The sequence below is a fragment of the Agrococcus jejuensis genome (assembly GCF_900099705.1).
Taxonomy (GTDB): domain Bacteria; phylum Actinomycetota; class Actinomycetes; order Actinomycetales; family Microbacteriaceae; genus Agrococcus; species Agrococcus jejuensis.
In genome coordinates this window covers 1,354,434-1,379,538 of record NZ_LT629695.1, presented here as the reverse complement: position 1 = coordinate 1,379,538, position 25,105 = coordinate 1,354,434, and the positions used below count along the sequence as shown (strand labels likewise).

At 67.3% G+C, this 25,105-nt stretch carries 19 protein-coding genes; 7 read left to right on the top strand and 12 right to left on the bottom strand.

What is annotated here, in order from left to right; translation table 11 throughout:
• Positions 1 to 50: 50 nt before the first annotated feature.
• Complete coding sequence (locus BLQ67_RS06400) at positions 51 to 1,427, bottom strand: APC family permease (protein WP_092503480.1); 1,377 nt, start codon at positions 1,425 to 1,427, stop codon at positions 51 to 53.
• 203 nt (positions 1,428 to 1,630) lie between these two features.
• On the opposite strand from BLQ67_RS06400, the gene BLQ67_RS16835 reads away from it, so the two are divergent.
• Together BLQ67_RS16835 and BLQ67_RS06390 are read left to right on the top strand one after the other, a co-directional pair.
• Entirely contained in the window at positions 1,631 to 2,449 is an 819-nt protein-coding gene (locus BLQ67_RS16835) for an excalibur calcium-binding domain-containing protein (protein WP_231945187.1), read from the top strand.
• Between the two features lie 19 nt (positions 2,450 to 2,468).
• On the top strand, positions 2,469 to 3,284 hold the full coding sequence (locus BLQ67_RS06390; RefSeq protein WP_157674695.1) for an HNH endonuclease family protein: 816 nt from the start codon (positions 2,469 to 2,471) through the stop codon (positions 3,282 to 3,284).
• A 4-nt stretch (positions 3,285 to 3,288) separates the two neighbouring features.
• Here BLQ67_RS06390 and BLQ67_RS06385 read toward each other — a convergent pair whose 3' ends face one another.
• The 3 genes from BLQ67_RS06385 to BLQ67_RS06375 all read right to left on the bottom strand — a co-directional run bounded on the left by BLQ67_RS06385 (position 3,289) and on the right by BLQ67_RS06375 (position 5,953).
• Positions 3,289 to 4,386: a PD-(D/E)XK nuclease family protein gene (locus BLQ67_RS06385; protein WP_092503476.1), complete on the bottom strand. Its 1,098-nt coding sequence runs from the start codon at positions 4,384 to 4,386 to the stop codon at positions 3,289 to 3,291.
• A 200-nt stretch (positions 4,387 to 4,586) separates the two neighbouring features.
• A complete protein-coding gene (locus BLQ67_RS06380; RefSeq protein WP_157674694.1) occupies positions 4,587 to 5,384 on the bottom strand; it encodes a hypothetical protein in 798 nt (265 codons plus the stop codon).
• A gap of 8 nt (positions 5,385 to 5,392) precedes the next feature.
• On the bottom strand, positions 5,393 to 5,953 hold the full coding sequence (locus BLQ67_RS06375) for a hypothetical protein (RefSeq protein ID WP_157674693.1): 561 nt from the start codon (positions 5,951 to 5,953) through the stop codon (positions 5,393 to 5,395).
• A 104-nt stretch (positions 5,954 to 6,057) separates the two neighbouring features.
• On the opposite strand from BLQ67_RS06375, the gene BLQ67_RS06370 reads away from it, so the two are divergent.
• Positions 6,058 to 7,008, top strand: coding sequence for an ADP-ribosylglycohydrolase family protein (locus BLQ67_RS06370; RefSeq protein ID WP_092503471.1), 951 nt, complete (start codon positions 6,058 to 6,060; stop codon positions 7,006 to 7,008).
• 64 nt (positions 7,009 to 7,072) lie between these two features.
• Positions 7,073 to 8,056: a hypothetical protein gene (locus BLQ67_RS06365; protein ID WP_092503470.1), complete on the top strand. Its 984-nt coding sequence runs from the start codon at positions 7,073 to 7,075 to the stop codon at positions 8,054 to 8,056.
• Positions 8,057 to 8,084: 28 nt separating this feature from the next.
• Here BLQ67_RS06365 and leuE read toward each other — a convergent pair whose 3' ends face one another.
• On the bottom strand, positions 8,085 to 8,816 hold the full coding sequence (leuE, locus tag BLQ67_RS06360; protein ID WP_092503469.1) for a leucine efflux protein LeuE: 732 nt from the start codon (positions 8,814 to 8,816) through the stop codon (positions 8,085 to 8,087).
• Between the two features lie 181 nt (positions 8,817 to 8,997).
• Between leuE and BLQ67_RS06355 the strand changes: the two genes are divergently transcribed.
• On the top strand, positions 8,998 to 9,288 hold the full coding sequence (locus tag BLQ67_RS06355) for a hypothetical protein (protein WP_157674692.1): 291 nt from the start codon (positions 8,998 to 9,000) through the stop codon (positions 9,286 to 9,288).
• Between the two features lie 12 nt (positions 9,289 to 9,300).
• Here BLQ67_RS06355 and BLQ67_RS06350 read toward each other — a convergent pair whose 3' ends face one another.
• Together BLQ67_RS06350 and BLQ67_RS06345 are read right to left on the bottom strand one after the other, a co-directional pair.
• A complete protein-coding gene (locus BLQ67_RS06350) occupies positions 9,301 to 9,744 on the bottom strand; it encodes a hypothetical protein (RefSeq protein WP_092503467.1) in 444 nt (147 codons plus the stop codon).
• A gap of 2 nt (positions 9,745 to 9,746) precedes the next feature.
• Entirely contained in the window at positions 9,747 to 10,283 is a 537-nt protein-coding gene (locus BLQ67_RS06345; protein ID WP_092503466.1) for a hypothetical protein, read from the bottom strand.
• A 137-nt stretch (positions 10,284 to 10,420) separates the two neighbouring features.
• On the opposite strand from BLQ67_RS06345, the gene BLQ67_RS06340 reads away from it, so the two are divergent.
• Both BLQ67_RS06340 and BLQ67_RS06335 read left to right on the top strand, forming a co-directional pair.
• Positions 10,421 to 10,741 carry a nucleotide pyrophosphohydrolase gene (locus BLQ67_RS06340; protein ID WP_092503465.1) on the top strand — a complete coding sequence of 107 codons (321 nt, stop codon included), beginning with the start codon at positions 10,421 to 10,423 and terminating at the stop codon, positions 10,739 to 10,741.
• Positions 10,728 to 12,455, top strand: a complete 1,728-nt coding sequence (locus BLQ67_RS06335) for a DUF2075 domain-containing protein (protein ID WP_092503464.1) — start codon at positions 10,728 to 10,730, stop codon at positions 12,453 to 12,455. The genes BLQ67_RS06340 and BLQ67_RS06335 overlap by 14 nt, the downstream gene beginning before the upstream one ends.
• A gap of 95 nt (positions 12,456 to 12,550) precedes the next feature.
• Here BLQ67_RS06335 and BLQ67_RS06330 read toward each other — a convergent pair whose 3' ends face one another.
• Genes BLQ67_RS06330 through BLQ67_RS06310 form a run of 5 tightly spaced genes read right to left on the bottom strand, consistent with a single transcriptional unit; the run spans position 12,551 to position 24,844 of the window.
• On the bottom strand, positions 12,551 to 13,624 hold the full coding sequence (locus tag BLQ67_RS06330) for a DNA cytosine methyltransferase (RefSeq protein WP_092506808.1): 1,074 nt from the start codon (positions 13,622 to 13,624) through the stop codon (positions 12,551 to 12,553).
• Positions 13,625 to 13,673: 49 nt separating this feature from the next.
• Positions 13,674 to 15,491 (bottom strand): DUF1998 domain-containing protein, encoded by a 1,818-nt coding sequence (gene drmB, locus BLQ67_RS06325; RefSeq protein ID WP_092503463.1) that lies wholly within the window; start codon positions 15,489 to 15,491, stop codon positions 13,674 to 13,676.
• Positions 15,478 to 18,618, bottom strand: coding sequence for a helicase-related protein (locus BLQ67_RS06320; protein WP_092503461.1), 3,141 nt, complete (start codon positions 18,616 to 18,618; stop codon positions 15,478 to 15,480). Before BLQ67_RS06320 ends, drmB begins: the two co-directional genes overlap by 14 nt.
• Positions 18,615 to 20,186 (bottom strand): nuclease-related domain-containing DEAD/DEAH box helicase, encoded by a 1,572-nt coding sequence (locus BLQ67_RS06315; protein WP_092503459.1) that lies wholly within the window; start codon positions 20,184 to 20,186, stop codon positions 18,615 to 18,617. The genes BLQ67_RS06320 and BLQ67_RS06315 overlap by 4 nt, the downstream gene beginning before the upstream one ends.
• The gene (locus BLQ67_RS06310) at positions 20,186 to 24,844 is read right to left on the bottom strand and encodes a DEAD/DEAH box helicase (RefSeq protein ID WP_092503457.1); all 4,659 of its coding nucleotides are present in this window, start codon (positions 24,842 to 24,844) and stop codon (positions 20,186 to 20,188) included. The genes BLQ67_RS06315 and BLQ67_RS06310 overlap by 1 nt, the downstream gene beginning before the upstream one ends.
• Between the last annotated feature and the right edge of the window lie 261 nt (positions 24,845 to 25,105).

The following is a 25,105-nucleotide window of genomic DNA, read 5'->3' as shown; positions in this document are numbered from 1 at the left end:
GGCGAGCCCGAAGGCCCGCCCCGCATCCCACCGTTCCCCGTCGAACGGGCTTACTCGAGCGGGATCGACCGCGTCGGCTCGGCCGTGCCCTGCGCGTACTCGCGCTTGCGGGCGGCGCGGGCGATGAGGAAGAGGATCGTGCCGACGACGGCGTAGCCGAGCGAGATGAGCCACGTCGTGGGCGACTGCTGCGTGAGCAGTGCGATCGAGGCGATGAGCGCGAGCACGGGCACGATGCGCGGCACCGAGAAGTGCTTGTGCTTCACCTCGTCCTTCTTCAGCACGAGCACCGAGATGTTCGCGGAGATGAAGACGAGCACGAGCAGCAGCACCGTCGTGTCGGCGAGGGTGCCGACGTCGCCGACGAACGACATCGCCATCGTGACGACGCCGACGACGAGGATCGCGACCCACGGCGTCTTGCGGCCGGGCAGCACCGAGCCGAAGACCTTCGGCAGCAGCTTCGCCTCGGCGAGGCCGTACGTGGCACGCGACGCCATCACCATGAACAGCAGCGCGCCGTTGCCGATCGCGACGAGCGCGATGATCGAGAACAGCCACGTCGGGAACGAGAAGCCGGAGGCCGTGATGACCTCGAGCAGCGGACCCTCGGAGTCGGCCAGCACATCCGTCGGCACGACGATCGAGGCGCCGATCGCGAGGGCGAGGTAGACGACGGCGGCCGTGAGGATGGCGCCGAACAGCGCGCGCGGGTACGAGCGCGAGGGGTTCTTGACCTCCTCGGCCATGTTCGCCGCGGCCTCGAAGCCGAGGAACGAGAAGAACGCCGTGATCGTGGCGGCGAACGCGCCGGTGAAGGGCGAGATGCCGTCGGCGAAGGTCACGGGGCGCGACAGGTCGCCGCCGCCTCCGAAGATCACGAGCGCCGCGATGACGATGATGATGATGAGGCCGGTCATCTCGATGAGCGTCGCGCCCACGTTGGCGATGAGCGACTCGCGCACGCCGCGGATGTTGATGACGATCAGCAGCGCGATGAACACGAGTGTCACGGGCACCGTGGGGATGTTCGGCACGATCGCCTGCAGGTAGTCGCCTGCGAAGGCGTTGGCGAGGGCGGCCGACGTCGTGATGCCCGACGACAGCATGAGGAAGCCGATGACGAACGTCACGAACGGCTTCTTGAACGCGCGCTCGGCGAAGCGCGCGGCGCCGCCGGCGTGCGGGTACTTCGTGATGAGCTCGGCGTACGTGCCCGCGGTGAGCAGGGCGAGCACGAGCGCGAGGATGAGGGGCACCCACAGGGCGCCGCCGACGTCTTGCGCCAGCGATCCCATGAGCGTGTAGATGCCGGCACCCAGGGTGTCGCCGACGATGAAGAAGAAGAGCAGCATCGTGGTGATGCCCTTCTTGAGCTTGGTCCCGGTCTCGTCGGGCTCGACGACGGATGTTGGTGCTTCGGCCATAGCCAGCCACCATGCCATAAGCAGCGAAGTGGCGTGCACGTTCGTGCACAAGTTGCGGGATCGGCAGATGCATGGCAGCCGGGCCTCGCGCGCCGCGATCCCGTGTCGCGATCGTTACCTTCCGTCGGGTGATGAATCCTCATTCACGAGGTACGCTCAGCCGACGCTGCTCCTCGGCAGCCGATGAGCCGTGGAGGATCCGCATGGACGAGCGCGAGAATGGACGGGTGCCGAACCCGGCACGGGCGCTGCAGGGGTGGGCGCAGCAGCAGGCGCAGTCGCTGCCGCGACCGCCGTGGATGCAGCAGGCGCAGCCTCCGCAGCCGACCTTCGTGCCGCCACCGTTCGTCGCTGCGACTGCGCCCATCCCGAGCCCCGCCTATCCGGCTCCCGCCGACTCCGTGCCGAACCCGATGGGTGCGCAGCAGGACGGCGATGGGCAGCGCAAGCGCCGGTGGCCTCGCGTCGTGCTGATCTGCGCCGGTGCGCTGACGCTCTTCGCGCTCGGCTCGTGCGCTGGCGGGCTCGGGCAGCACCAGGAGGTCGTCGGTCTCGAGGAAGAGCTCACGACGACGTCGACCCAGCTGGCGGGTGCCGAGGCCGAGCGCGACGAGCTCCAGCTGCTGGTCGGCGAGCAGGAGGATGCCATCGAGGCGGCCGAGTCCGCGACCGACGAGCTCGCGTCGACGCTCGAGACCACCGAGGCCGACCTCGCGACCTCGCAGACCGACCTCGCGACCGCGCAGGCGGATCTCTCATCCGCGCAGTCGACGATCTCCGAGCGCGACGCCACGATCGCCGCACTGCAGGCCGAGCTCGCGACGGCGCAGGCAGCGGCTGCTCCGGCGATCGCACCCGTCGCTGCGACTCCGTCCCAGCCGCAGGCGGCGGCACCCGCCGCGTCGGCGTACTACGCGAACTGCACGGCAGCGCGTCAGGCGGGAGCCGCGCCGGTCTACGCCGGTCAGCCGGGCTACGGCCGGCACCTCGACCGCGACGGCGACGGCGTGGGGTGCGAGTGACCGCGCGGGCCGTTCGCCCATGAAGGGCTACGGACTCACGCCGCTGGGCATCCTGTCGTTGGTGGCGCTCGTGCTCTCGGTGCTCGCGCTCGTCGGGTCGCTGACGATCCCGCGAGTGCTCGGCGGCAATTCCGTGGTGGCCGATGCGTCGCAGGAACCGGTGCCGCCATCGACTCCGTCGTCGTCGCCGAGCGCGGCGCCTACCCCGTCCGCGTCACCGACGACGACGCCGACGCCTGAACCGCCCACCGCTGCCGAATCCGCCCTCGCGCAGCTCGCGACGATCCCGGCGACGGATGCGTCGGTCTGGGTGCCGGACTACCGCCGCGACGAGTTCGGCGAGGCGTGGGAGGACGTCGACGGCAACGGATGCAGCCAGCGCCAGGACGTGCTCGCGCGCGATCTCGACGAGGTCGTGCGCTTCGCCGACGGGTCGTGCCGCGTGCAGACCGGCGTGCTCGACGACCCGTACACGGGCGTCATCGTGCCGTTCCAGCATGGCGAGCAGACGTCGCAGGCCGTGCAGATCGACCACCTCATCCCGCTCGCGCTGGCATGGCGCAGCGGCGCGTGGTCGTGGTCGCCCGAGCAGCGCGTCCTGTTCGCGAACGACACCTCGCTGCTGCTGGCGGTCGAGGGTGGCATCAACCAGTCGCGCAGCGACTCGGACCTCGCGGAGTGGTTGCCGCCCGCTGCCCATGCGCGGTGCGGATTCGTCATCACGATCGTCGAGGGCTTCGCGCGCTACGACCTCACGATGACGGCGGCGTCGCGCGCGTCAGCCGAGGCGGTGCTCGTCGGTTGCGACGACGAGGTCGGCATCGTGCCGTCCTGAGCGGTCAGTCGGGCCGCTCGCCCGCCGTCCAGCGCAGCGCGAGCTGTGCGAACCGGTCGGCGACCGCATCCTCGTCGGCGTCGAACGGCAGGCCGAGCGGGATGTGGTCCCACGGCCGCGTCGGACGGTTGCGGCTCTGGTAGGCCTTCACGGCGTAGCCGAACGTGCCCGTGCGGGGCAGCCAGCCGACGAGCAGCTCGATCGAGCCGCCGGTGCGGGGCTTGAAGCCGACGTAGACGAGCGCGCGCTCGCCGCGGCTGCGGCCCCACGCGTGGTCGCCAGCGGTGACGAGCCACGACGAGTGCGCGATCCCGGTGGCGTCGAGCCGCTGGCCGATCGCCTCCTGCAGTCGCGCGCCACGGGCCGCGAGCACCGCGTTCACGGACTCGAGCGCCGTGAAGAAGTCGAGCACCTGATCCTGCCGGTGCTCGATCGCCGACCAGAGCTCGTCGAGGCGCTGCTGCTCGTGCTCGATCGTCATGGTCGCGATCCTCTCGCTGGTGGTCTCGCGGAACTGCGCGTACAGCTCGAGGCTGCGCTGGTCGGCCATCGGGCCGACGTCGTAGAGGGCGGCATCGGCCGCGTCGAAGAGGTCGTCGTAGGCGATCGCAACGATGCCAGGCACGGTCACGGCCGCGAGGTCGCGTCGCGTCGGCGCGAGCACGGCGGCGACCACGGTGCCGTGGCTGCGGGATGCGTGCGCCACGTAGGTGCCGAACGGGTTCGCGATCGTCGCGTCGACCTTGTTCTCGATGACGATCGCCACGTCGAGCGCGTCGTTCTCGAGCAGGATGTCGATGCGCGTGCGGTCGTCGGTGCGCGCCTCGGTCGCGACCGACCACTCGCTCGAGCCCCTGCAGGCGTCGGCGTCGAAGCGATCGCCGGCCGTGGTGAGCGCATCGCCGAGCAGCACGAGCACCGCATCGACGAACGTCGTGCCGAACCCGTGGCGCTCGTTGGGATCGAGCAGGAACGCGAGCACGTTGGATGCGACCGTCTCGCGCCGAGGGAAGCCCGCGACCGAGAAGACGTTGACGGGAGCGGCCGGCTCGAACGCGATCGTGAACGGCTCGTCGAGGAACTCGAACGCTTGCGACATCATGGCCGGATGCTAGGTGTACCCCCGGCAGGTTTGCTGAGGATGTGCCCCGTCGTGTGAGGGATCTTCGCGCCGGAGTGGCTGTGGAACCGCGTTTGGCCTCGCTGCGGGCCTTCAGCTACCGAGGAACCTCCATCGAACTCGCCTCCCCAACCGCTCCTTGAGGTGCGAGCGAAGCGAGCCTCGAAAGGAGCGCCGACGCTCTACGGCGAGCACCCCGGATCGTTCGGGTAGTCGATGCAGTCGCCCCGAGTCAGCACGGTCTGCACCTCGAAGACCTGCACGCCCTCGGCGGGAGCGGCGAGCTCGAGCGTCCCCGGCACGGTCGCCCACCCGGTCCCCGTCGCGATGTCGGCCTCGAAGGTGATCGTGACGGTCGCTGTGTACTCACCGCGCTCGGAGTACTCGTGGCTGGTCGAGGTCGTCGTCCAGTCGTCGCCGCTCGACTGCCACATCGCCCCAGCGTCGGTCGTCGCCACGACGCTGCCGTCGCCGTAGTCGAACGTGAACGAGACGGGCCGCCACCGCACCTCGATCGGCTGCCCGAGCAGCGTCCCATGCTGCACGTGGTCGGTCGCGGTCGCGACGAAATTGGTCGGTATCCCGAGCACGCCCCAGTTCTCGGGCTGCACGACGAGCTCGCCGACGCCCGGCGTGAAACCAACCAGATCGTCGATCGTGATCGGCGGGACCGCGTCGTCGGCAGCAGTCTCGACCGGATCGCCCGGTGGTGGCACGCACTGGGACTGGTCCTCGGCCATCGCGACGCAGCGCTCGTAGAGCATTTGCAGGTACGAACGCCAGGCGCGGTCCGCTGCTTCTTCGTCGACCGGTGTGATGGACGCCCCGCCTCCGCCCGGCGTTGTCTGCGAACCACCAACAACAAGCTCACCGACCATCGAGTCTGGACAGATGTCAGCAGCGGCGAGTTCTACCGAGCACATGAACCCGACCCCAGGTCCTGGCGTCGCAACCGGCAATGGACCGACGACGACGATCACCGCTCCCGCTAGGGCTGCGAGCCGCATGGTGAAGGTCCGGCGTCTGGGCGTGCTTCGCGGGACGTGACGATAACGCTCCCGTCCGCCTCGACGACGACAGCGAGCGCCCATGCCGAGTAGGGGGAGTCGCCGCTGGGCTCGAGTTCGACGCCGGACTCAATGTCGTAGACCCGAACACCCGAGCCGTCGACGCAAACAATGACCGACGCTGCGTCGCCGTCGTTCGACTCGACTTCGGCAGATACGACGGCCGGCGCGCCGTCGATGTTGAGACCGGTGGCGTGGGTCTGTTCCATGGATGCGACTGCGTCGGTCGCGAGTTCTGGACCGGACCATGGCAGAAGTCGCGTGTAGTCCGAGTCGAAAGCCTGGTACATGGCGTTCAGCTCGTCCTGAAAGCCCTGATAGGCGTCAAGAGAGGTATCGGCGAGTTCGTCGTTGCTCAGCGACGGCGAAGGCTCGGCTGCGCTCGGCGACGGTGCCGGCTCGTCCTCCCCGACGCACCCCGTCAACGCCACCGCAGCGGCGGCGCCCACCGCGCCCCACCGCATCCAACGACGTCGAACCATGCCCGCGACCATACGAGCAGCCTCTGCGAACCTGGCGCAGTTGTCCACAGGTCACTTCTGGTTGGCTGACGCATGGGCGTGCGGAGCGCCGCAGTGAGGAAGCCATGCTCGACGAAGCCACCCGCGACCGCGCCCTCGGCGCCATCCTCGGTTCCGCGACCGGCGACGCACTCGGTGCGCCGTGCGAGTTCCAGCCGCCGCTGCCGAGCGACGACGCCGTCGTGATGCGTGCAGGCGGTGCGTTCGACTGGGAGCTCGGCGAGTGGACCGACGACACGTCGATGGCCGTGCCGATCCTGCGCGCGCTTGCCGACGGGCGCGAGCTCGCCGACGAATCGACGCTCGACCTGCTGGTCGCGACCTGGGCGCAGTGGGCGTCGGGTGCGAAGGATGTCGGCAACCAGATCCGCGCCGTGCTCGGCTCGCTCGAGTCGCCGACTGCCGAGGCCGCGCGGGCAGCCGCTCGCACCATCCACGACCAGGCGGGACGCAGCGGCGGCAACGGCAGCCTGATGCGCACCGGCCCGGTCGCGCTCGCCTTCCTCGGCGGCGGTCAGGAGGAGCGTCTCGTGCACGCGGCCCGAGCCATCAGCGACCTCACCCACTTCGACGCCGAGACCGGCGACGCGTGCGTGCTGTGGTCGCTCGCCATCCGTCACGCGATCCGCACCGGCGAGATCGACGTGCACCGTGGCATCCGCCACGTGCCGTTCGAGCGTCGCGAGACGTGGCTGGCCCGGTTCGACGAGGCCGAGCGGCTCATGCCGTGGCAGTTCCCGCAAAACGGATGGGTCGTGCACGCGCTGCAGGCGTCGTGGTCGGCGATCGCGCACGCCGAGACGCTCGAGCGGCGCCTCGTGCTCGCCGTGCGCTGCGGCAACGACACCGACACGGTCGCCGCGATCGCCGGCGCGCTCGCGGGTGCCGCGGCGGGTGCATCGAGCATTCCGGATGCGTGGCGGCGCGAGCTGCACGGATGGTCCGGCCCGGGCGAGGTCGCAACTGCTGCGCACCTGGAGGCATGGGTGGAGCGCGCGACGGCCTACGCGGTCTGAGGCGACAGACGTCGGCCGCATCGACGCTGGTCCTTCGTGACCTACGATTCGATCATGCGACTCTATGACGCTTGTCGAGGTGAGCATGCGTGAGACCTCGGTGGGACTCGGATTCATTCAGGTGATGATGACCGTGCTGCTCGCTGCGCTGCTCGTCTGGCTTGCGCTGGCCGTTGGCCTCGTCGCCTTGGTGGCCTGGGCGATCTTCCACGTTGTCGCGACGCAGTTGCACGCGAGACGGATGCGCGAGTGGTCGCCCGCGCCGATGCGGCAGGGTCCGCCTCCGTCGCCTGCCTACCCGGATGCCGCGCTCGGCGGCCCTCCGCCGTCGCTGGCCTACGCCGTGCCGGTGCACGCGAGCGTGGCTCCTCCACGGCCTCCGCAGCAGGATGGGCCGAGCCACGCCCTTGACCCCAGGGGAGCGACCAATTGGGTTGCGGTGGCATCGATCGTTCCGCTCGTGGCTGCGGGACTTCCCCTGCTCCTCGGCCAGGCCAACTGGCTGACGTTCGTCGGCGGCATGGTTGCAGGAGCGGCGGCATTGGTCGCTCGACGGACCTCCGCCGGCTTGAGTCAAGCGACGCATCTCGCGACCATGGCTGTCGCCGTGCTGTCGCTCGTCCTGATCGTCGTTGGGGGCATCCACGCCTGGAACGCGAGGATGGTGCCGCTCTCTGCGCAACCGTGGGGTGGTCAACCTGGCGCGATGGCAACGGTCAGCGAATTGCAGGTCGAGATCCCATGCCTCGACGTCCCGCATAGCCCCGGGGCGCAGGACGGCGTCTTCTCGGTCGACACGAGCGGATTCGTGGAGACGGTCTCATGCCGAATCTCGAGCGATGCCGACGCGCAGCCGGTGCTCATGGTGGCCGCTTCGTCCCCCGAGGCTCTCGATGCTGCGTTCGTCGACGCAGTTCACGTGCAGAGCGGCGAGAGTCACACGATCTGGGCAGCGCGAGACGGGGCTGTCGCGCTCATCACGACGGACGAGGCATCCGAAGACCTTGCGAACGACGTGATGAGCAGCTGGTACAGCTTGCGGGATTGATCGCGACTCGTGGCTCTCGTGCGTCGACTCAGTGCAGCGGGCTCGTCACCAGCTTCGCGGCGAACCCGAGGAAGACCGTGCCGATCGCGGCGTTGCCGCCGGCGGCGATGAGCGGGCGGCGGCGCACCGCATCCGCCAGGCGCGAGCCGACGAGGATGAGCGTCGTCAGATAGAGGGCGCTGCCGAGCTCGAGCAGGCCGCCGAGCAGCGCGAACGTGAGCGCCGGCGCCTCGTACGTCGGGTCGACGAACTGCACGAAGAAGGCGAACATGAACAGGATCGCCTTCGGGTTGAGGATGCTCACGATGAACGCGCGGCGGAACGGTCGCTCGACCTTCGCCGGCTTCGTCGCGAGGGCCTCGCGGCTCACGTCGAGCTCGCCCGCGTCGATGCCGGCGGCCTCGAGGCGCACGAGGTCGATGGGGGAGGTGTCCTCGGGCGCACGCAGCACGCGACGCTGGCGGAGCTGCTTCCACGCCGCCCGCAGCGACGTGATGGCGAGGAACGCCAGGTACGCGGCGCCGCCCCACTGCACAATCGTGAACAGCATCGGATTCGCCGCCAGCACCGATGCGACCCCAAGCGCCGTGAGCACGATGAGCACCGCATCCCCGAGGAAGACGCCCGACGCAGCGACGTAGCCGGCGCGGATGCCGCGGCGGGCCGCGACCGACAGCACGTACATCGAGTTCGGCCCGGGCATGAGGATGATGACGGCCAACCCGGCGAGGTAGCCGCCGAGGTCCGTCACGCCCAGCATGGAGCGATCATCGCACCCGGGGTGGGCCGGTCGCGCCATGCGATCCGGCCGAGTGGCGGTGAGATCCAGCCGCGGTGCAATCTTGCAATCTTGCTTGCTTGCTTTCCACGACGTGCTCGCGGGTGTAGCGTCGCATCCTTGCCTGACGTCGGCAGGGATGCTGCTGACGTGGAGGGTGAGGATGCGTGAGACGACCGTCTCGCACGGCGACGAGGGCTGGGCGCTCGTGGTGTCGGATGTGCCGTGGCACCAGGTCGCTGTCGGCTCGGCGGTCGCAAGTGCCTGCTGGCTCTCTGGCCACCGGCTGTGCTCGACGGTGTGGGGCAACCGCATCGTCAGCCGGGCACTGGACACGCGCTCCTACGAACGCGTTCGCGTGCCGATCTCCACGGTCGAGGCGCGCTCACTCGATCCATCGTTCGTCGACATGATCCTCGGGTGCCAGCTCGCCGACGAGATGGACCTCGACTGACGGCGCTGGTCGCTACGGCATCGCAGCCGCGACGAGCGGTCGCAGCACGGCGAGGTCGTGCTCGACGTCGCGCAGCAGCTTCGTGCCGCGGTGGGCGAGCTGCTCGCTCGAGATCTCGACCAGCTGGATGCGGTAGCGAGCGCACTCGGTGCGGCGACGCTGGTCGTAGGCGATGCGCTGCAGCGTGCGCTCCGACGCGGTCTTGAGGTCGGGGATGATCGGGCCGGCGAAGTACTGCGCAGCGGCCGCGAACTCAGGCCAGTAGGCGTCGACCGGCAGCTTGCGGCGGGTGCCGCGCGCATCCGGGTCCGCGCGCAGCCAGTCGAACGAGAACTCGCGCAGCGCGCGGCGGCCGACGATCTGCTCGCAGAGGGAGAGAACGTAGTGCTGGTCGCTGTTGACGCGGATCGGGCCGGTCGACAGCGGAGGGTCGACGGTCTTCGCGCGCGCGGCCATGATCAGACCACGTCCGTCTCGACGTGTGCGAGCTGCGATGGCACCGCGATGTCGTGGTCGCCGGCGCTCGCGATCCGGCGCACCTCGGTCACCGTCGGCGCGGGCTTGCCCCCGTCGGCGACGATCCACTCGCCGATGAGCGTGCGGCTGCCGTCGGGCGTCTGGAGTGCGACGCCCGTGACGTCGAACTGCCCGTAGAGCGAGTGCTCGAGGCGGGCGGATGCGAGGTCGCCGTGGGCGAGGTCGTTCGCGTCGACGGCATCGCCGTCGAGGTCGCCGAGCGTCTCGAGCGCCTCGAACGCGCGGAGGGGAGTGGTCGGCTTGCCGGTGCCGGAGTCGAACGCGCGAGCCGCGAGCAGGCGCGACCCGTCGGACACGGTCGCGACCGTGCCCGCGTACTCGAAGAGCCCGTAGCGGTCCTCGCGGAAGACGGCGCGCACGGGTGCGTCCGCGTCGCGCTCTGCGATCGCGGTGGTCATGGCTGCGACGTCGCGCTTGGTGGATCCCTGCGCGGCGGTGAGCCGGTCGAGCGTTCCCATCGGCGTGTCCCCTCGTCGGTGAGTCCTGTGGGCAGGATACGCCGGGTCGCGATGGCCGCGAGGGGATTTGCGCTGGCCTGTGGAGAACTCTGATTCGCATCCACCAACTCATCCGGCGCGTGTCCTAGCGTGGGCGCATGGCTTCGGACTCGGTGACGCAAGCGCTCCGCGACATGGTCGCCGAGCGCGACTGGGAGCAGTTCCATACTCCGGAGAACCTCGCGAAGAGCATCTCGATCGAGGCCGCGGAGCTGCTCGAGTGCTACCAGTGGGGTCCTCGCGACGACGCGCAAGCGGTGCAGGAAGAGCTCGCCGACGTGCTCACCTACTGCCTCATGCTGGCCGACCGGCTCGGACTCGACCCCGACGCGATCGTGCTCGAGAAGCTCGAGAAGACCAAGGCGAAGTACCCGGTCGAGCGAGCCAAGGGGCGGATGACGAAGCATGACCGGCTTTGAGATCGAACGCCTGCCGTTCGTCGACGAGCAGGTGCAGGCATGGGCGAAGGCGCACCCGAAGGCAGCGAACTGGCCGGTCGTCTACACGCTCAACGGCGGCGGAGACGTCTACATCGGCGAGTCGCTGAACATGGCGAGCCGGGCGAAGCAGCATCGGGCAGCGCCTGAGAAGCGCCACCTCGAATCCATGCGAGTCGTCATGGACCCCAAGTTCAACAAGTCAGTGTGCCTCGACCTCGAGTCCTACCTCATCGGCCTATTCAGCGGCGAAGGCAAGTATCGGGTGCTGAATCGCAACGACGGCATCATCGACGCCGACTACTACGACCGCGAGCGATACCAGGGGACCTTCCGCGAGATCTTCGAGCAGCTGCGCGATGACGGGCTCTTCGAGCGCAGCATTCCCGAGATCCGCAACAGCGACCTCTTCAAGCTGTCGCCCTTCAAGGCGCTCACGCATGAGCAGGCGATCGCCGTCGAGGACATCCTCGAGGGACTGTTCGCCGACCTCGGGTCAGAGCGGCGCACCACGAGCGTGATCCAGGGCGCGCCTGGCACCGGCAAGACGATCGTCGCGATCTACCTGATCAAGCTGCTTCGCGACATCGCCGACCGGCCTCGCACGGAGGACCTCGACCGGGACTCGATGTTCGCGGAGTTCTTCGCCGAGGGCTACGCGGATGTGATCGCCGGTCGCCGCATCGGCTTCGTCATCCCGCAGCAGTCGTTGCGGACCTCGGTCCAGCGGGTGTTCAAGAAGACGCCTGGACTGCATCCTGGGATGGTGCTCACCCCATTCCAGGTCGGCAACAGCGAGCACGACTTCGACATCCTCGTCGTCGACGAGGCGCATCGGCTCAACCAGCGCGCGAACCAGCCGTCCGGGCCGAAGAACAAGCAATTCCAGCAGATCACCGAGCGGCTCTTCGGATTCGACGACGCCTCCAAGACGCAGCTCGACTGGATTCAGGCGAAGGCGAAGCACGTCATCCTCATGCTCGACCGCGCGCAGAGCGTGCGTCCTGCCGACCTTCCCGCTGCTACGACTGCCGCGCTCGTCGACGAGGCGCGGCGAGATGATCGCCTCTACCCGCTGACGTCGCAGATGCGGGTGGCAGCGGGTGAGGACTACGTCGGGTTCACCCGTGCGCTGTTGGGCGACGATCCCCCTGCGCCAACCTCCTTCCGTGACTACGACCTGCGAGTCTTCGACGACCTTGGCGCGATGCGCCGCGAGATCCGGAAGCGGGATGACGAGGTCGGTCTCGCGCGACTGGTCGCCGGCTACGCCTGGCCGTGGGCGTCGAAGAAGGACCCGACGGCCTACGACATCGAGCTCGATGGCGAGCGGATGCGGTGGAACGTGACCGCGACCGATTGGATCAACTCCCCGACCTCACGTGACGAGGTCGGGTCGATCCACACGGTGCAGGGCTACGACCTCAACTACGCCGGCGTGATCATCGGTCCGGAGGTGAGCCTCGCGCCCGACGGCCGGGTGCAGTTCGTGCGCGAGCGCTACTTCGACAAGAAAGGCGCCGAGAACAACCCGAAACTCGGGATCGTCTACTCCGACGCCGACCTGCTGGAGTTCGTGCGCAACGTGTACTCCGTGTTGCTGACGCGCGGGATGCGCGGGACGTATGTCTACGTCGTCGACCCGGCGCTGCGGGAGCGTCTTCGCACAACCATCGCCACCGTCGACGGCAGGTAGGCCAGTCGAGTCGTTGCCCGTCGCGGTACTCCGCAACGGGCTTGGCTATGGTTGTCGTCCCGCGTGCGTTTGCGCGCCTCGGTGTCTGCGAGCCCTTACCGCAGTGCTACCTCTAGATTCCTGGCGATCGCGGCTCCGAGCTGAACAGGGACGGCGTTGCCGATCTGACGCGCCATCTCGGTCTTCGATCCCACGAATCGATGGCTGTCGGGGAATCCCTGTAGGCGGGCGGCTTCGCGATGCGTGATGGCTCGGTTCGCTCGCGGGTGCAGGTAGCGGCCCTTCTCCGGCTTGAAGAACTCCGTGCGGATGGTCACGGACGGTCGGTGCAGATGCAACCTGCCCATGACATCGCCGGAACCTGACGTGTGCCCGATCCAGCACTTCGCCTTCAGGTCGTCGGGCAGGTCGAACCGGTTGCCACCTGGCGGGATGGCAGCAAACCGGCGCCGCGACAGGTCCGTGTAATTGCGAGACAAGTGGAGTTCTGACGCGGTGAATGAGCCCCTGAACGTGCGGCCAGCGAAGTCGATGGTCCGGTGATCAGGGAGGTCGATGCCGTCCGTGGGCTCTGGGATGCTGGCGAGTGCTTCCGACACGGTCACGTGCCTTCCCTTGTGCGTCGGCGTGGGCCAACCAGGGAACGGAAGGTCGCGGTGGTGTCCGATCAGGATCGCTCGCTTGCGGGCCTGGGGTGCGCCGAAGTCGGCCGCGTTGAGGATCCCCGATTTGAACGCATAGTCCTTGAGCTCGCCTCCGTCGGTCGAGGCTTGGAACTGCTCGAACTGCGGGGACTTCTCGAACGCGGCGACGTTCTCGACGACGAAGTACTCGGGCTGAACGGCGAGGATGGTTCGCTCGTACTGGCGCCAGAGCTCGTTCCGCTCGTCGTCAACCTTTCGCTTTCCCAGCGTCGAGAAACCTTGGCAGGGCGGGCCGCCAACGATGACCTTCGCCATGCCAACGGTGGCGCCACCTTCGTCGAGCCAAGCGCGAATGTCCATCGGGTGCACGGCCGCCTCGCTGAAGTTCCGCGAGAACGCGGCGGCGGCGGCGGCATCGAACTCGACAGCGGCCACGGACCTGAAACGTGGTGACGCCTCGTGGAATCCGCGGGTCAGGCCCCCGGCCCCGGCGAAGAGGTCGAGGACGTGGATCGAGTCGGGCACAGAGTCAATGTAATGCGGTCCGAGGACACTGCCGGCGGGCACGCCGGCGCTAGGCGAACATCGTCCGCGACTCCGACACGACGCGCTCCAGCAGGCCCGGCATCGCCTCGAAGTCGGCGATGCCTGCACCGCCGAGGAGCAACGCGCGGTCGAGGAAGCGGTTGTTGACTTCGCACGACGTCTCGGCGACCAGTGCACACCCGTGACACGCGGCCAGGTTCGCGCGCACCGCGGCCTGACCGCTCTCCAAGCAGACCGGGTCGTTGGAGCAGACCTCGGCGTCCTCAAGAGCCTCGAGCAGTACGCCGATGAAGTTCCTCGGGCGCGCAAGGCGAGCCAGGCCGCCCAGCGTCCCTTGCGCATCGCCTGACGCCGTGTAGATGAAGATTCCCGCCTCCGGGTCGCTCTCGCTGCCGTGTGCGTAGATGCGTTCGGACAGGGACGCGCTCGTGTAGCCGCTTGCGAACGCAAGGCGCCGAAGGAGCAGGTGGGAGAGGGTATGCAACGCAACCCAACGCGGCGTGACATCCGGCAGCCGTGCGCTGTCCATCGCGACGTTCGCTGCCTGGGCCAGATCACGCACCCGCCGCTGCACGAGGGGATGAGACTCCCAGTCCGCGAGCGCTCCCTCGTCGAAGGTCATGATGATGCCCTCGCCGAACTGCTCCATCGACGGATAGATCTTCTTGGCGGACTGCACCTGCCGGAGGTCCGCCGAGACGTATTCGGCGTCTTCGGAAACTCGGCGGAAGCCCCGCAGCGCTGAGACCACGCGGACTCGATCGACCGCCCCAAACGTGCGGATTCGCTGCGCAAGCGCGACCGATCCTGCTGCCTCGACCTCGCTGGACCTGGCCGTCCTACGCACGATGAACTCGGGATCGTGCTCGTCCTGCTGCACTTCAAGCCTGCTGACGAAGGCCGACCACTCGCCCGCCTTCAGGCGTCGCACGGCATCGGGAGAGGACGATGTTCCCGACTCGGCTACTGCGCGCACGATGTCCGCTTCGAGGCCCGTCTCCTGCGCGATCATCTCGACCAAGGCATCGCCGAATGGCCCGTGGGGATCTGCCTGCAGCTTCGCGAAGAAGGCATGCTGTCGGATCGCCTCCGCGCTCTTCGCCGACTGCTCCTGCTCCTCAGGAATATCCAACGCGGTGAGCGTGTCGGCCAGGTAGCCCGATGTCGAAGTCCGCAGGACGGCGCGGAGCGGACGCGGGCAGTCGGTCTTCGTCGACTGCCAAGGCTGCTTGCCGAAGCAAGAGAAGCCGTCGATGGTGAGCGCTTCGGACCCGATGACCTCGCTCAGCGAACGGCTCCGGCTGCATCGGTCGCACGACGCCACGAGGCCCGCCAGACTCTCCCCGGCTCCCGGGACACGACGCAGTCGAAGCGTGTTGTCCGGTCGGCACTGGCGGTGCTCCGCGGAAGCTGTGCGACCTCGGTGGACCCACGCGAACCATTGAATGTCCTGAACGTGGCTGCCGCCCTCGCACATCGCCACGAAGCGGACTGGCACGAGCCCCCCTCGGCACTCCTGACAGCGATTCGTGAACGAGCCCTTGTCGCTGCCGGTCTGCCGCGAGAGTCGGGCGCAACGATCGCAGAAGCGCCACTCAGGAAACCGTCGGTACTCCAGTCGATAGGTTCGCGCTCCCGGGCGGTCAGCCACATACGGTGCCATCCTCAGCTCGCCATCCGAGAGCTCCGCCTCCAACCGCTCGCATCGAAGCAGCGGCGCGTTCGATGGCTTCCACCACGACGTGTCTGGGGCGACGAGCGACGCACCTGAGACGTCGACGATGCTCCCGACGCCGTACGGCCGGACCGTCTCGCTGAGCCTCAGCTCATGCTCAATCCGCTTCATTGAACGTTCCTCCAGGCTCACGTACCTCGATCGGCACTGACGCGTCGACGGACCGCATCGAGTCCATGACCGTGAGGCCTCGGCCGTCCTGACCGAAGCGCTTGTAGAGACCTTCGTCGGTCTTGGTGCGCTCATACCGAAGAGGCTCGGAGGCGCTGCGCCGCTCGCTTGCGCGGTCGCTCCATTCCTTCGCCACGTCGACGAGTTGGAGGCGAGCGGCCTCGACCTCGTCAGCGTCCGCGAACTCGACCATGGCGAGAAGCCTCTCGGCGAGACCTTCCGCAAGCGCCGCGAGATGCGGCTTTCCAAGATCGAACGCAAGCGCGCTCGCGTCGCCCCGAAGCTCGCTGGACCAGTGACGGAGCAGCATCGTGTACGCGCCAGCGAGCGACCGATGACGCGAGTTCACAGCCCAGGGAGTGACGCTCGTCGGCTCGACTGCGCGATAGAGCGCCTCGTGATACGAGTGGAAGGTCTCGAAGTGCGAACGGTCTCGAGGACGGTTGGATCGGAACAGCGTCACGACGACACCGCGGGCCTGCCCACGCCCCACCCGGCTGGTGGCCTGGATGTACTCCGATGTCGTCTTCGGCTGTCCGACCATGAGCATCAAGCCGAGGCGAGCAACGTCGATGCCGACCGAGAGCATGTTGGAGGACACGACGGCGTCCACCGCGTCGCTCGTCACGCTTCCAGCCGTGCCGAGGCGGCGGAGGTCTCGTGTCAGCTCCCCAGGCTTCTTCCGACTCGTGAGCTCGATGAGACCGTCGGCGCGAATCTCACGCGTCGGGAGTCCGAGCTCGGTGGCGCGCGACGCCAACCGTGCGCCGACGTCGTCGACGATGTGATTGCTGGTTCGTCCAAGCTCACGAAGGCTGTTGTGGTACGCGACCAGCGTCCAGAACGAGTCGAACGGCACTGCATCGTCGCCCGTCACCACGAACGGCAGCTCGAACATGGGCGTGATCGTTGAGATGAGGGACGTCGCTTGCGGCAGCGACACCGGCATCAGCCCGACGTACAGCCGGCCCTCGCCCGACGAGTCCTGCTCGGAGAAGAAGTTGTCATCCTCGTCGATGCCCGCGGGTGGATAGAGGGCCACTCGCCTCGCGTAGAGCCCGCCGACCTGTTCCTCTGCAGATCGGATCGTCGCTGTGGACGCAACGATCTTCGGTCGGGAGCCCTTCTGCTCCAGCAGCGCGAGGATCGCTGACTCGAAGACGCCGACCGTCGTTCCCAGGGGCCCTGAGAGAAGATGCAGCTCGTCCTGGATCACCAGCGAAGGCTGGAGGAAGCCGGTGTCGATGCCGAGGATCCGTGATGCACGGGCTTGGAACTGGAAGCGCGCGAACTTGTCCACGGTGGCGAGCACGATCGTCGGCGGGTGCTCGAAGATGTCCTCGTCGACGACCTCCATGGGGAGCCCATCGCGGAAGACGCAGTTGGCACTCGGACAGCGCAGGATGACGCGAGCGCCATGTTGGACGGGGCCGTAGGCCGCGGTGTCGCTCGTTCGCTTCTCAGGAAGCAAGGGTGTAGCACACCAGGGGCATGCCTCGACCTGGAAGGGGTTGGCCTCTCGAGGGTCGTCCACCTTGTAGAGATCCTTGAGGCGTGCGATCGCATCCTTGCGGCTGCCCGGCGTCGTCTCGTTCCCCACCCACAGTCCGATGGAGAAGGGAGCCAGGCCGCGTAGGCGACCGGTCGGAGAAGTTCGCAGCTGCTCCAGCGCGCACACGAGGAGCGCGGTGCGCTGGAACTGCTGCGCCGTGAGGAGCCGCATGGTGTAGCGGGTGATGACAGCGGTGCCACCACCGGCGTCGCCGTGTCTGAGCCTCCGCAGCACGACCTCGATGGCTGCGAGACCCAGATACGCCTCCGTCTTGCCGCCTCCGGTCGGGAACCAGATGAGATCAACGAGGTCTCGATCCGGGTGCGACGGCTCGATCGTCGAGGCGAGGGCACTCAGGATGAAGCCGAGCTGGAAGGGCCGCCATGATGGTTCGCGCGGGTCGATGACGCCCTGGGCCGTCGCGGATTGCATCATCTGCAGCCGCATCGCCTCCATGGCCAAGGAGAAGGCCAAGGCGACCTGAGGATCGCGGAGCGCATCGATGCCAGCCCGCATCCGCGCGGACGTGGCCGCAGCGCGGTGCTCGATTCGTCGTGCGGGAGGCTGCAGGGGACCGCTCAGCGCGGAGATGCGCAGGCCGATCGCCTTCAACCACTCGTCGTAGGCGTCGACGAACGAGCCAAGAGTGGCGAGGACGGTCTCCGTGCTCGACTCGACGGACATGAGGAATTGGAGACGCATGGTCTCGGCGCGAGGATCCTCCGCATCGAACGAGGTCGTCTGGATCGCCGGGACGATGTCCCACGGAAGGGAAGACGTTCGGACCTCGAAGCATCGATCAGCATCGTCGCTCGGGTCCCACTCGACCGCGACGCCGTGTCCGACCGCGAAGAGTCGCTTCGACCGGAAGCGCAGGGCCAGTTCCTCAGCCTCGTCATTCTGCAGTCGCACAGCCATTTTCACGTACTCGAGGATCGCGCCACCCTCGGGTCGTACCCGAAGAGCCACCTGGAAGAGCATCGAGGCGGCGAGGTCTGCTGGCTCCGGAGGCTCGGGCTCCTCATTCCGAATGGACACGGTCACGAGGCGACCGAGGGGATGCGCCCGCCAGACGGAGTCGATGCGCGCCGTTCGCCCGTCGACGTCGAGCCTCGCCGATGGCTGCGCTTCACTGACGCGCACCGGTGCGCCGTTCCATGGGCGCCGCCGCCACCCGTTGATGGCGTCGACCTCCTCGCGATCGTAGGTCGCGACCTCCACATCCACCTTGAGTTGCGGTGCATCGGTGACGAAGGACACCGCTAGTGAGCTCGGCTTCCACTCTTGGGGCCGGAGATTCGCCACGTCGTCGTCCGCGCTCGCATCGGCATCGGCTTCCACGTCCGATTGCTCAAGCGCGTCCGCGACCGGGGTCTCCTTGGGGAAGAGGTGTCCGATCACGTAGTGGAGGTCGGGCCGAGCACGAAGGAACTCTCGATCGCCCTGCTCCGGCCCGACGTATGCCGATCTCAGGTGGTCGAGTGCGGCCTGCTGCTCTTGCGTGAGGTTCGTCATCTCGCTTGCTCCATCCGGTCCTTGGTGAGCATCTCCATTGCGTTCTCGCGCATCCACGCCCTCGAAGCCGCCGAGAGCACCACCGTCAACGAGATGCGTGCTCTTGTCATCGCGACGTACGTCGCCGCGAGATCCGCTGTCGTGGGGCGACGTGGGACGTCGACCACCACGACGTGGTCGAACTCGAGGCCCTTGGCCTCATGTGCGGCCAGGTAGGGCACGCCAGCAATCTGTCGACGACCGGTGTCCGCGGGCTCGCTCTCGCTCGGTCCTGCGGCGGAGATCACGACGACCTCGTCGGCCGAGTCGACGTCGACTGCTGTGGCGATCGACGCGACGATCCGCTGCACGCGGACTTCGAGATCGTCGTGCTCGTCGATGTCTTCCCACCGGATGGCTCGCCCATGGGCGATGGTCGGCGCGCCGATGTCAGCGTGGAGATTCGCCTGCACCGCCACGACCATCTCGCTCGTGTTCCGGACATTGAGCGTGAGCGGGAAGCTCGGGTGTCCGTCCGCGATCTGCTCGTAGGTCTCTCCCGAGAATGCGCCCTGGACATGCGCTTGGTTGTTGGGATCCAGGGCGAGAGTCCATTCGCCGTCCTCATATCCGCCGCGGACCTTCGAGAAGATGAGCCCTATGTCGATCTCGTTCATGAGGTCCTGAGCCTCATCGACCAGCACGACATCGAACTCCGCATCCAGCGACGCCAGGTCGCCAGTGGCTGCCACGACGACGGGTGTCCCAGCGAGCTGACTCTCGAACATCGGTAGCAATGACCGTGACTTGCACGTCACGAGCACGTTTCGGCCAGCGAGGGAGTGCTGCCGTGCCGCCATCACGAGCATCAGCGACTTGCCCGTCCCGGCGCCTCCAAGGAGCATGGAACGACGCACCCCTCGCATAGCAAGGAAGAAACGGGCCTGGTCGCCGGTCATGCGATCCTGCTCGTCGCGAACGGCGTCGTACGCAACGCGGTGGTTAGCCACGCCGATGAACTCTCTCGTGAGGCGCTCCCGGAGCCATTGCAGCTCGGGGGCATCCGTCGGGTATCGCTGCCGGACGCTGCCAGCGAGCGCGTCGAGCGCTTCGGCCAGGCTCGTGGACCGCAAAGTGTCGGACCCAATCCACTGGACGGGATGCCATCCGACGTCCTCCGGCGGCGCCTGGGTGTAGGGCGTGACGACGGCATAGGTCATCGCATCGCGAAGGTCGATGCCATCGAGGTCACGAATGAGATCGCGCAACGCGTACATCTCGACGCGGGCTTGATCCATCGGCGGCTGGATGGCGCGTCGAGGCCGCGGCGGCGAATCCAGCCACCAGTCTCCGCTCGCATCGCGACCAACCGTTCCGCCCTTGACCTCCAGGACCAGCACGGCGCCATCCCACAAGACGATGAAGTCCGCCTCTGCCTCGCGCTTGCCCCTCGCCTTGCGCAGCGAGGTCGAGTAGATGGCCAGGCCGTTGGGCCGGTCCATCTTTCGCAGAAGGTCGGCCAGCAGGCGCTCACTCCCGGTGAGATCCTGAGCGCGTGGTGCTGCCTCCCCAGAGCCAAAGACCAGCACTACCCCTCCCAGAGATAGTCGAAGTCGTGGAATGCGAGGTCGCGGTTGAGGTCGCCGAAGTTGTCCTTCAGGTCCACGATGAGGCACTCTTCCTTGCCGCCGTTCCTCGGGCCGCGGAGACCTCGACCGACCATCTGGATGTACCTGTTCGGGCTCAGAGTGGGTCGCGCAACGTAGAGGGCGCGGATGCTCGGCGCATCGAACCCTTGGGTGAGCAGGTCGCAGTTCACGAGAACGCGAAGGTCGCCAGCCTTGAATCGTTCGATCTGCTCCCGGCGTTCGGAGTCCGGCGTCTGTCCGCTGAGCGCTGCGGCGCTCACCCCCTGGTTCTTCAGGATGGCCGCCGTTGTCTGCGCCGAGAGCACGGAAGGGGTGAAGATCAGGATCGGCCACGTCTCATCCAGGCTGAGAACGTGCTCGACGAGAATCTTCATCCTCTGCTTGTCCTGACCGAGGCGTTGCAGCACGTCGCCGTCGATTCGTCCGAGGTCCTCCGCCCGCTGGCGCTCCCGATTGTCGAGCACGATGTCGACACCCCCGAGCACCTCGTGGGTCACGCGAGCCAGGACGCCGCGATGGACCAAGGACGCATGGGCGTCGACGCCCAGAGGGTCGATCTTGCGGCCACCGAACCGCACAGCGAGACTCTCGTTCGCCGTCGGCGAGTACCCCTTGAACGGAGTCGCGCTCAACCCGAGAAGTGGGCGTTCGAAGCTGCGGCCGTCGATGCCGAGCTCAGAAAAGAGTCGTCGGTACTCGGCTGAGGCGCCAGCGACGTGAGCCTCGTCGACGAAGACTGCCGTCGCCTGCTTCAGCCACTCGTACTCGTCGCCGTCGAAGGCCTGGGCAAGCTTCGCATCCGTCGCCACGATCACACTCAGCTTGGTGTCGGGCGCCTCGACCGTTCGATCGCCCCAGAGGCGCCCAATCGTGAGGGGCTCGGAGGAGGCGATCCACCGCCAGACCTCGCTCCACGTCTGCACTGCTTGCTCGCACAGTTCCTTGGTCTGCGCGATCCACAGCACCGGACCAACTAGCCGGCCATCGTCGAACATCCGCAGCACGCTCTCCGCCGCTGTTCGAGTCTTGCCTGCACCGGTTGGCAGCTGGACCATTGCCTTCTGCGCTGGCTCGTTCACACCCGCGCCGAGGATGACTGACTGGATCCCGCGCAACGCCTCCTGTTGGTAGTCGTGGAGGGGAGGCAGGTCAGGACGCCCGGGCACCACCACCACCGGGGGTGCGGAGGGAATAGGCCTGGAGCCAGCCAGGGAGGGTGAGAATCCGAAGGACTCCACCCACGTCACGGCAGCCGCGTTCCCAGCCATCCTTTGGGGGAAGTCGCTGAAGCCTTCCTGCTCGAACAGGTCCCGGATCTCGGACAGCGTGCGCTGCCCGTGAGCGTCGAGGAGCAACTGGCCCAGACTCGGCTCGCGGTCGCCGCCCATGCTCACGACCGCGTCCCAGAGGTCACCAAGCTTCTCCCGCAGGTCGTCTTCGCCGAAGAGGATCTCGAGTCGCTCCGCGTCGGACCCGGCGGCACGTGCCTCTGCCCTTAGCATCTCGGCTTGCTGGCGTACCTGAGCCTGGCGGAGTCCGTCGAGCTGGGAGTCCTCCAGCGGCAGGCTGAACTCGTCGCGAAGCGCCGCCATTGCCTCCAGTGGAGTCGCGCTCGAGAGCACGTACAGGCGACGGCCCTGCAGTGCGCTGCTGAGCGGCTGATCCTCGAAGCCGCCGCCCTGGCTCGCAACGCGCTTCGTGATCGCGTCTGCCCTCGCGATCTCGACGTCGGAGAGCGACGGCGCGAACATGTGCTCTCGCAGACCTGAGAAGAGGTCGAGGGCAGGCTGCGCCTCGGACTCGCCCTCAAAGATCCACGAGAAGTTAAACGACTGCTCGAATGGCTTGAGACCTGCCACCTCCACGAGCGTCGACGCTGCGTCGTCGTCCGCGACGGCGATGTACGGCTTCTGGCGTCGGCGGAGGAATTCCGTCTGCTCCGCATCGCGGGCGACGATGATCGTGGACGCTGTCACCTTCTCGATCGCGAGACCAACGCGCGCGTGGAGCTGACGCGGAGCATCGGGGCCGAGCGCGCGAACGGCATGGCACGTCAATTCGGCCAGATTGTCGTCCGACACGGTCGGAAGCATTTTGCGGTCGAGGAAGTCGCGCCACCTCCTGGTGTCGACCTCCGCGAGGGTCTCCGGAAGGCCAAGCGACTTCGAACGCTGCAGGTCGACCCGTCCGACGGGCAGGGCGTCATCGAAGTTCGTCAACAACGGCGACACTGCTGCATCGACTGGGACGGCGCCGACCTTCGTGTCGAGACGTCCCCACACGCGCACCGCCCAGAGGTGCGGCGCTTCGACCTCGAACACGCGGTTGGACGCCGCATCTTCGGCGTCCCAGGTTTCGCTGCCGCGAGCGGCAAGAAGGTTCCTTGTCCAGAGGATCGACGCGTCCGAGTCGGGCGCGAGGTCTGCGAGGACCGAGAACGGGCCAGGCCCGAACCCGTCGTTGATCTCGAGGCTGGTGACGGAGCGCTCGCCTGGGCCTAGGCCAAGATTCACCATCTGTAGAACGTGGCTGACGTACGCGTCCCACTGGGACTCGGATGCGACGGGGTACTCGTCTTGGACGCGATCAGCAACGCCGAGGCGGGCGGCGATCTGCGGAACGCAACGTGTGCGGTCCAGCGTGCGATCGGGCCGCACGTTCGCGAGGTCGGGGACATCCCAGGTGGTCTCCGCAGGAGCCCAGCCGCCATCGAGTGTGGGTACGAGCACGCGGCTCTGAGCCGAATTGATCGCGTGAACTGCTTCGCCGGGTCGCAGATCCAGGGCAAGGTCCCAGATCTGGCTCCAGCTGTCGCCGTCTTCACCAGCATTGGCGACGAGCTGCTCGAGTCGAACGGCTGGCGTGAGCTCGCGAAAGCCTGCGGACTGAAGGATTCGCAGGACGCCATCGTGCTTGAGGAAATCTTGCGCGACGAACTCTGAAGTCACTCCATGGGCGCCAGAGGGAAGGTGAACGGAACCCGAATCCTTTAGGGTCGCCCGCCGGCCGTCGGCAAGTGGGATGACGCGGGCATCAGCGGCGCTAGGAGCGCCCTTGCTGCGGAACTCGTCTGCGGCACGAAGCGCGTTTGCAGCCTCGTGGTCGGAGACTGAGGCCCACGCCGTGAGCCAACTCGGGAACTGGGTCACCGGAACACTCGTGAGAAGCTTGTCGCGGTCGGCGCGCTTCATCGCGAAGGCCTCGTCAAGCTCGTAAATGAACAGGTCCTGCAAACGCGTGCGCCTCTGCGGCGTTTGATAGGCGGTGTGGTGGGGATCCTTCGATGCCGGACCGAGGGCAAAGTTGCGAACCTCGATGATCGACCCGAGGTCGACCGGAAGTGCGAGGGCATCGAAGGCGAGCGGTGCGAAGGCGCTGCCGAGTTCGAGCCGCCCATCCGCAGTTGGAATGCTAGGACGCTTTGCTGCCGCGCGTGGGATGGCATCACTCAGCAGTTCGTCACCGAATCCCAGAGCCTCCCGACCACGCGCTGGCATGTAGTCGAAGTGCAGGGCGGGGTCGTGGTCGCCGCTGAGCCGTGGCAGCAGATCGACGAAGAGATCCGCCAGGGATCGCAGGATCTCCCGGTTGTACTCCTTCGGCAGCAGCGTCGTGCGATCGTCGTTCACCGACCACGGCGCGTTAAAGAGCGCCGATGCCGTCGTCTCATCCTGGAGCGGGAAGTATGACCAGAATCGTCCGCGAACGGCTTGGCTGCGGTTCACGGGCGCCGCCACACTGATCTGGATCTCGCTGCGGGAGACGGCTTGGCCCACGTCCTCCTTCGCCCTCGAAGACGGGCGGTGCAACTTGTGCAGCACGTACCAGTCCTCACCCGTCCCATCCGGGCTCTCGATGCGAATGCGATCGCCACCGAGATCGCGCGATACGTGACTGACGTCGATGGGCTCATCTGTTCGGGTCGAGCGAAGCCGGATCTCCTTGACGGCGCCAACGAAGAGAAGGAACTCGGAGCCGAACTCGCGGAGCTCCTTGATCAGCTGACCGGGGATCTTCACTCCCGGCATCTTGATGATGGTCGTTGCCCAGGTCGCCAGTTCTGAAGCCACCGGGTCCGCCGCGAAGACAGAGTTAGCGTCGATCGGCACGGGCGTGCGCAGCTTCGGAGTCGATCGCTGCGATCCGATGATCGACTGCATTTCGTTCGTCGACCGCTCCGTGTTGAACTCGAAAGCGACCGACTTGCTCAGTACCTGGGGCGCATCCGTGACAGCGAGCACCGATTTGAACCCTAGGCCGAAGCGCCCGATCTCATCGCCCTGCTTCACGCTGAGGAATGCGTGCGACACGGCCTCGACACCGCGCGCTGAGAACTCGCGACCCTCGTTGGCGCAGTACAGAGCGTCATCGGTCAGCACGATCTCGACCCGTCCGCGTGAGTTGGCGCCTTTCAGCGCGTCCGCCGCGTTCTGCACTAGCTCCATGAGCGTGCGCTCTGAGTAGCCGCCGACCCGGATGTTCTCCTCATGGTTGCTGTCTTGCTCGACGAGCACCGGATTCGCGCGATACGCGTTCATCGCATTCGCGTAGAGACGCTCGACGTGCGCGACGAGGTTTGGGTCGGGATCGGGCCACACCGTGCTAACTCCTGTCTTGTTTGGCAATGCTGACTCTCAGCGTCGACCCGGCGCCTGTGGGTCGACGCGCCGAGGCCTGGCGGAGTTCCGCGCGCGCTTCTCGACACGCGACTGTCGCCCGGACGTCGGATCGAAGCCCGGGAGCGCTGCGGCACAGACTGCGGCCGAAAGCTGATGAGTTTCGAAGGTGAAACTGTCGGTGCTCATGCCTTTGGCCTCTGCGCTTGAGCGACGGAACATCGCGTTGCTTGCACAGTAGTC

Excerpts from the sequence above, each read along its gene's own strand:
- BLQ67_RS06335 (WP_092503464.1), top strand. The coding sequence starts at position 10,728 with ATGACCGGCTTTGAGATCGAACGCCTGCCGTTCGTCGACGAGCAGGTG.
- BLQ67_RS06355 (WP_157674692.1), top strand. The coding sequence starts at position 8,998 with ATGCGTGAGACGACCGTCTCGCACGGCGACGAGGGCTGGGCGCTCGTG.
- BLQ67_RS06345 (WP_092503466.1), bottom strand. The coding sequence starts at position 10,283 with ATGGGAACGCTCGACCGGCTCACCGCCGCGCAGGGATCCACCAAGCGC.
- leuE (WP_092503469.1), bottom strand. The coding sequence starts at position 8,816 with ATGCTGGGCGTGACGGACCTCGGCGGCTACCTCGCCGGGTTGGCCGTC.
- BLQ67_RS06370 (WP_092503471.1), top strand. The coding sequence starts at position 6,058 with ATGCTCGACGAAGCCACCCGCGACCGCGCCCTCGGCGCCATCCTCGGT.
- BLQ67_RS06390 (WP_157674695.1), top strand. The coding sequence starts at position 2,469 with ATGAAGGGCTACGGACTCACGCCGCTGGGCATCCTGTCGTTGGTGGCG.
- BLQ67_RS06350 (WP_092503467.1), bottom strand. The coding sequence starts at position 9,744 with ATGGCCGCGCGCGCGAAGACCGTCGACCCTCCGCTGTCGACCGGCCCG.
- BLQ67_RS06385 (WP_092503476.1), bottom strand. The coding sequence starts at position 4,386 with ATGATGTCGCAAGCGTTCGAGTTCCTCGACGAGCCGTTCACGATCGCG.
- BLQ67_RS06400 (WP_092503480.1), bottom strand. The coding sequence starts at position 1,427 with ATGGCCGAAGCACCAACATCCGTCGTCGAGCCCGACGAGACCGGGACC.
- drmB (WP_092503463.1), bottom strand. The coding sequence starts at position 15,491 with ATGAAGCGGATTGAGCATGAGCTGAGGCTCAGCGAGACGGTCCGGCCG.
- BLQ67_RS06375 (WP_157674693.1), bottom strand. The coding sequence starts at position 5,953 with ATGGTTCGACGTCGTTGGATGCGGTGGGGCGCGGTGGGCGCCGCCGCT.
- BLQ67_RS16835 (WP_231945187.1), top strand. The coding sequence starts at position 1,631 with ATGGACGAGCGCGAGAATGGACGGGTGCCGAACCCGGCACGGGCGCTG.
- BLQ67_RS06320 (WP_092503461.1), bottom strand. The coding sequence starts at position 18,618 with ATGACGAACCTCACGCAAGAGCAGCAGGCCGCACTCGACCACCTGAGA.
- BLQ67_RS06365 (WP_092503470.1), top strand. The coding sequence starts at position 7,073 with ATGACGCTTGTCGAGGTGAGCATGCGTGAGACCTCGGTGGGACTCGGA.
- BLQ67_RS06340 (WP_092503465.1), top strand. The coding sequence starts at position 10,421 with ATGGCTTCGGACTCGGTGACGCAAGCGCTCCGCGACATGGTCGCCGAG.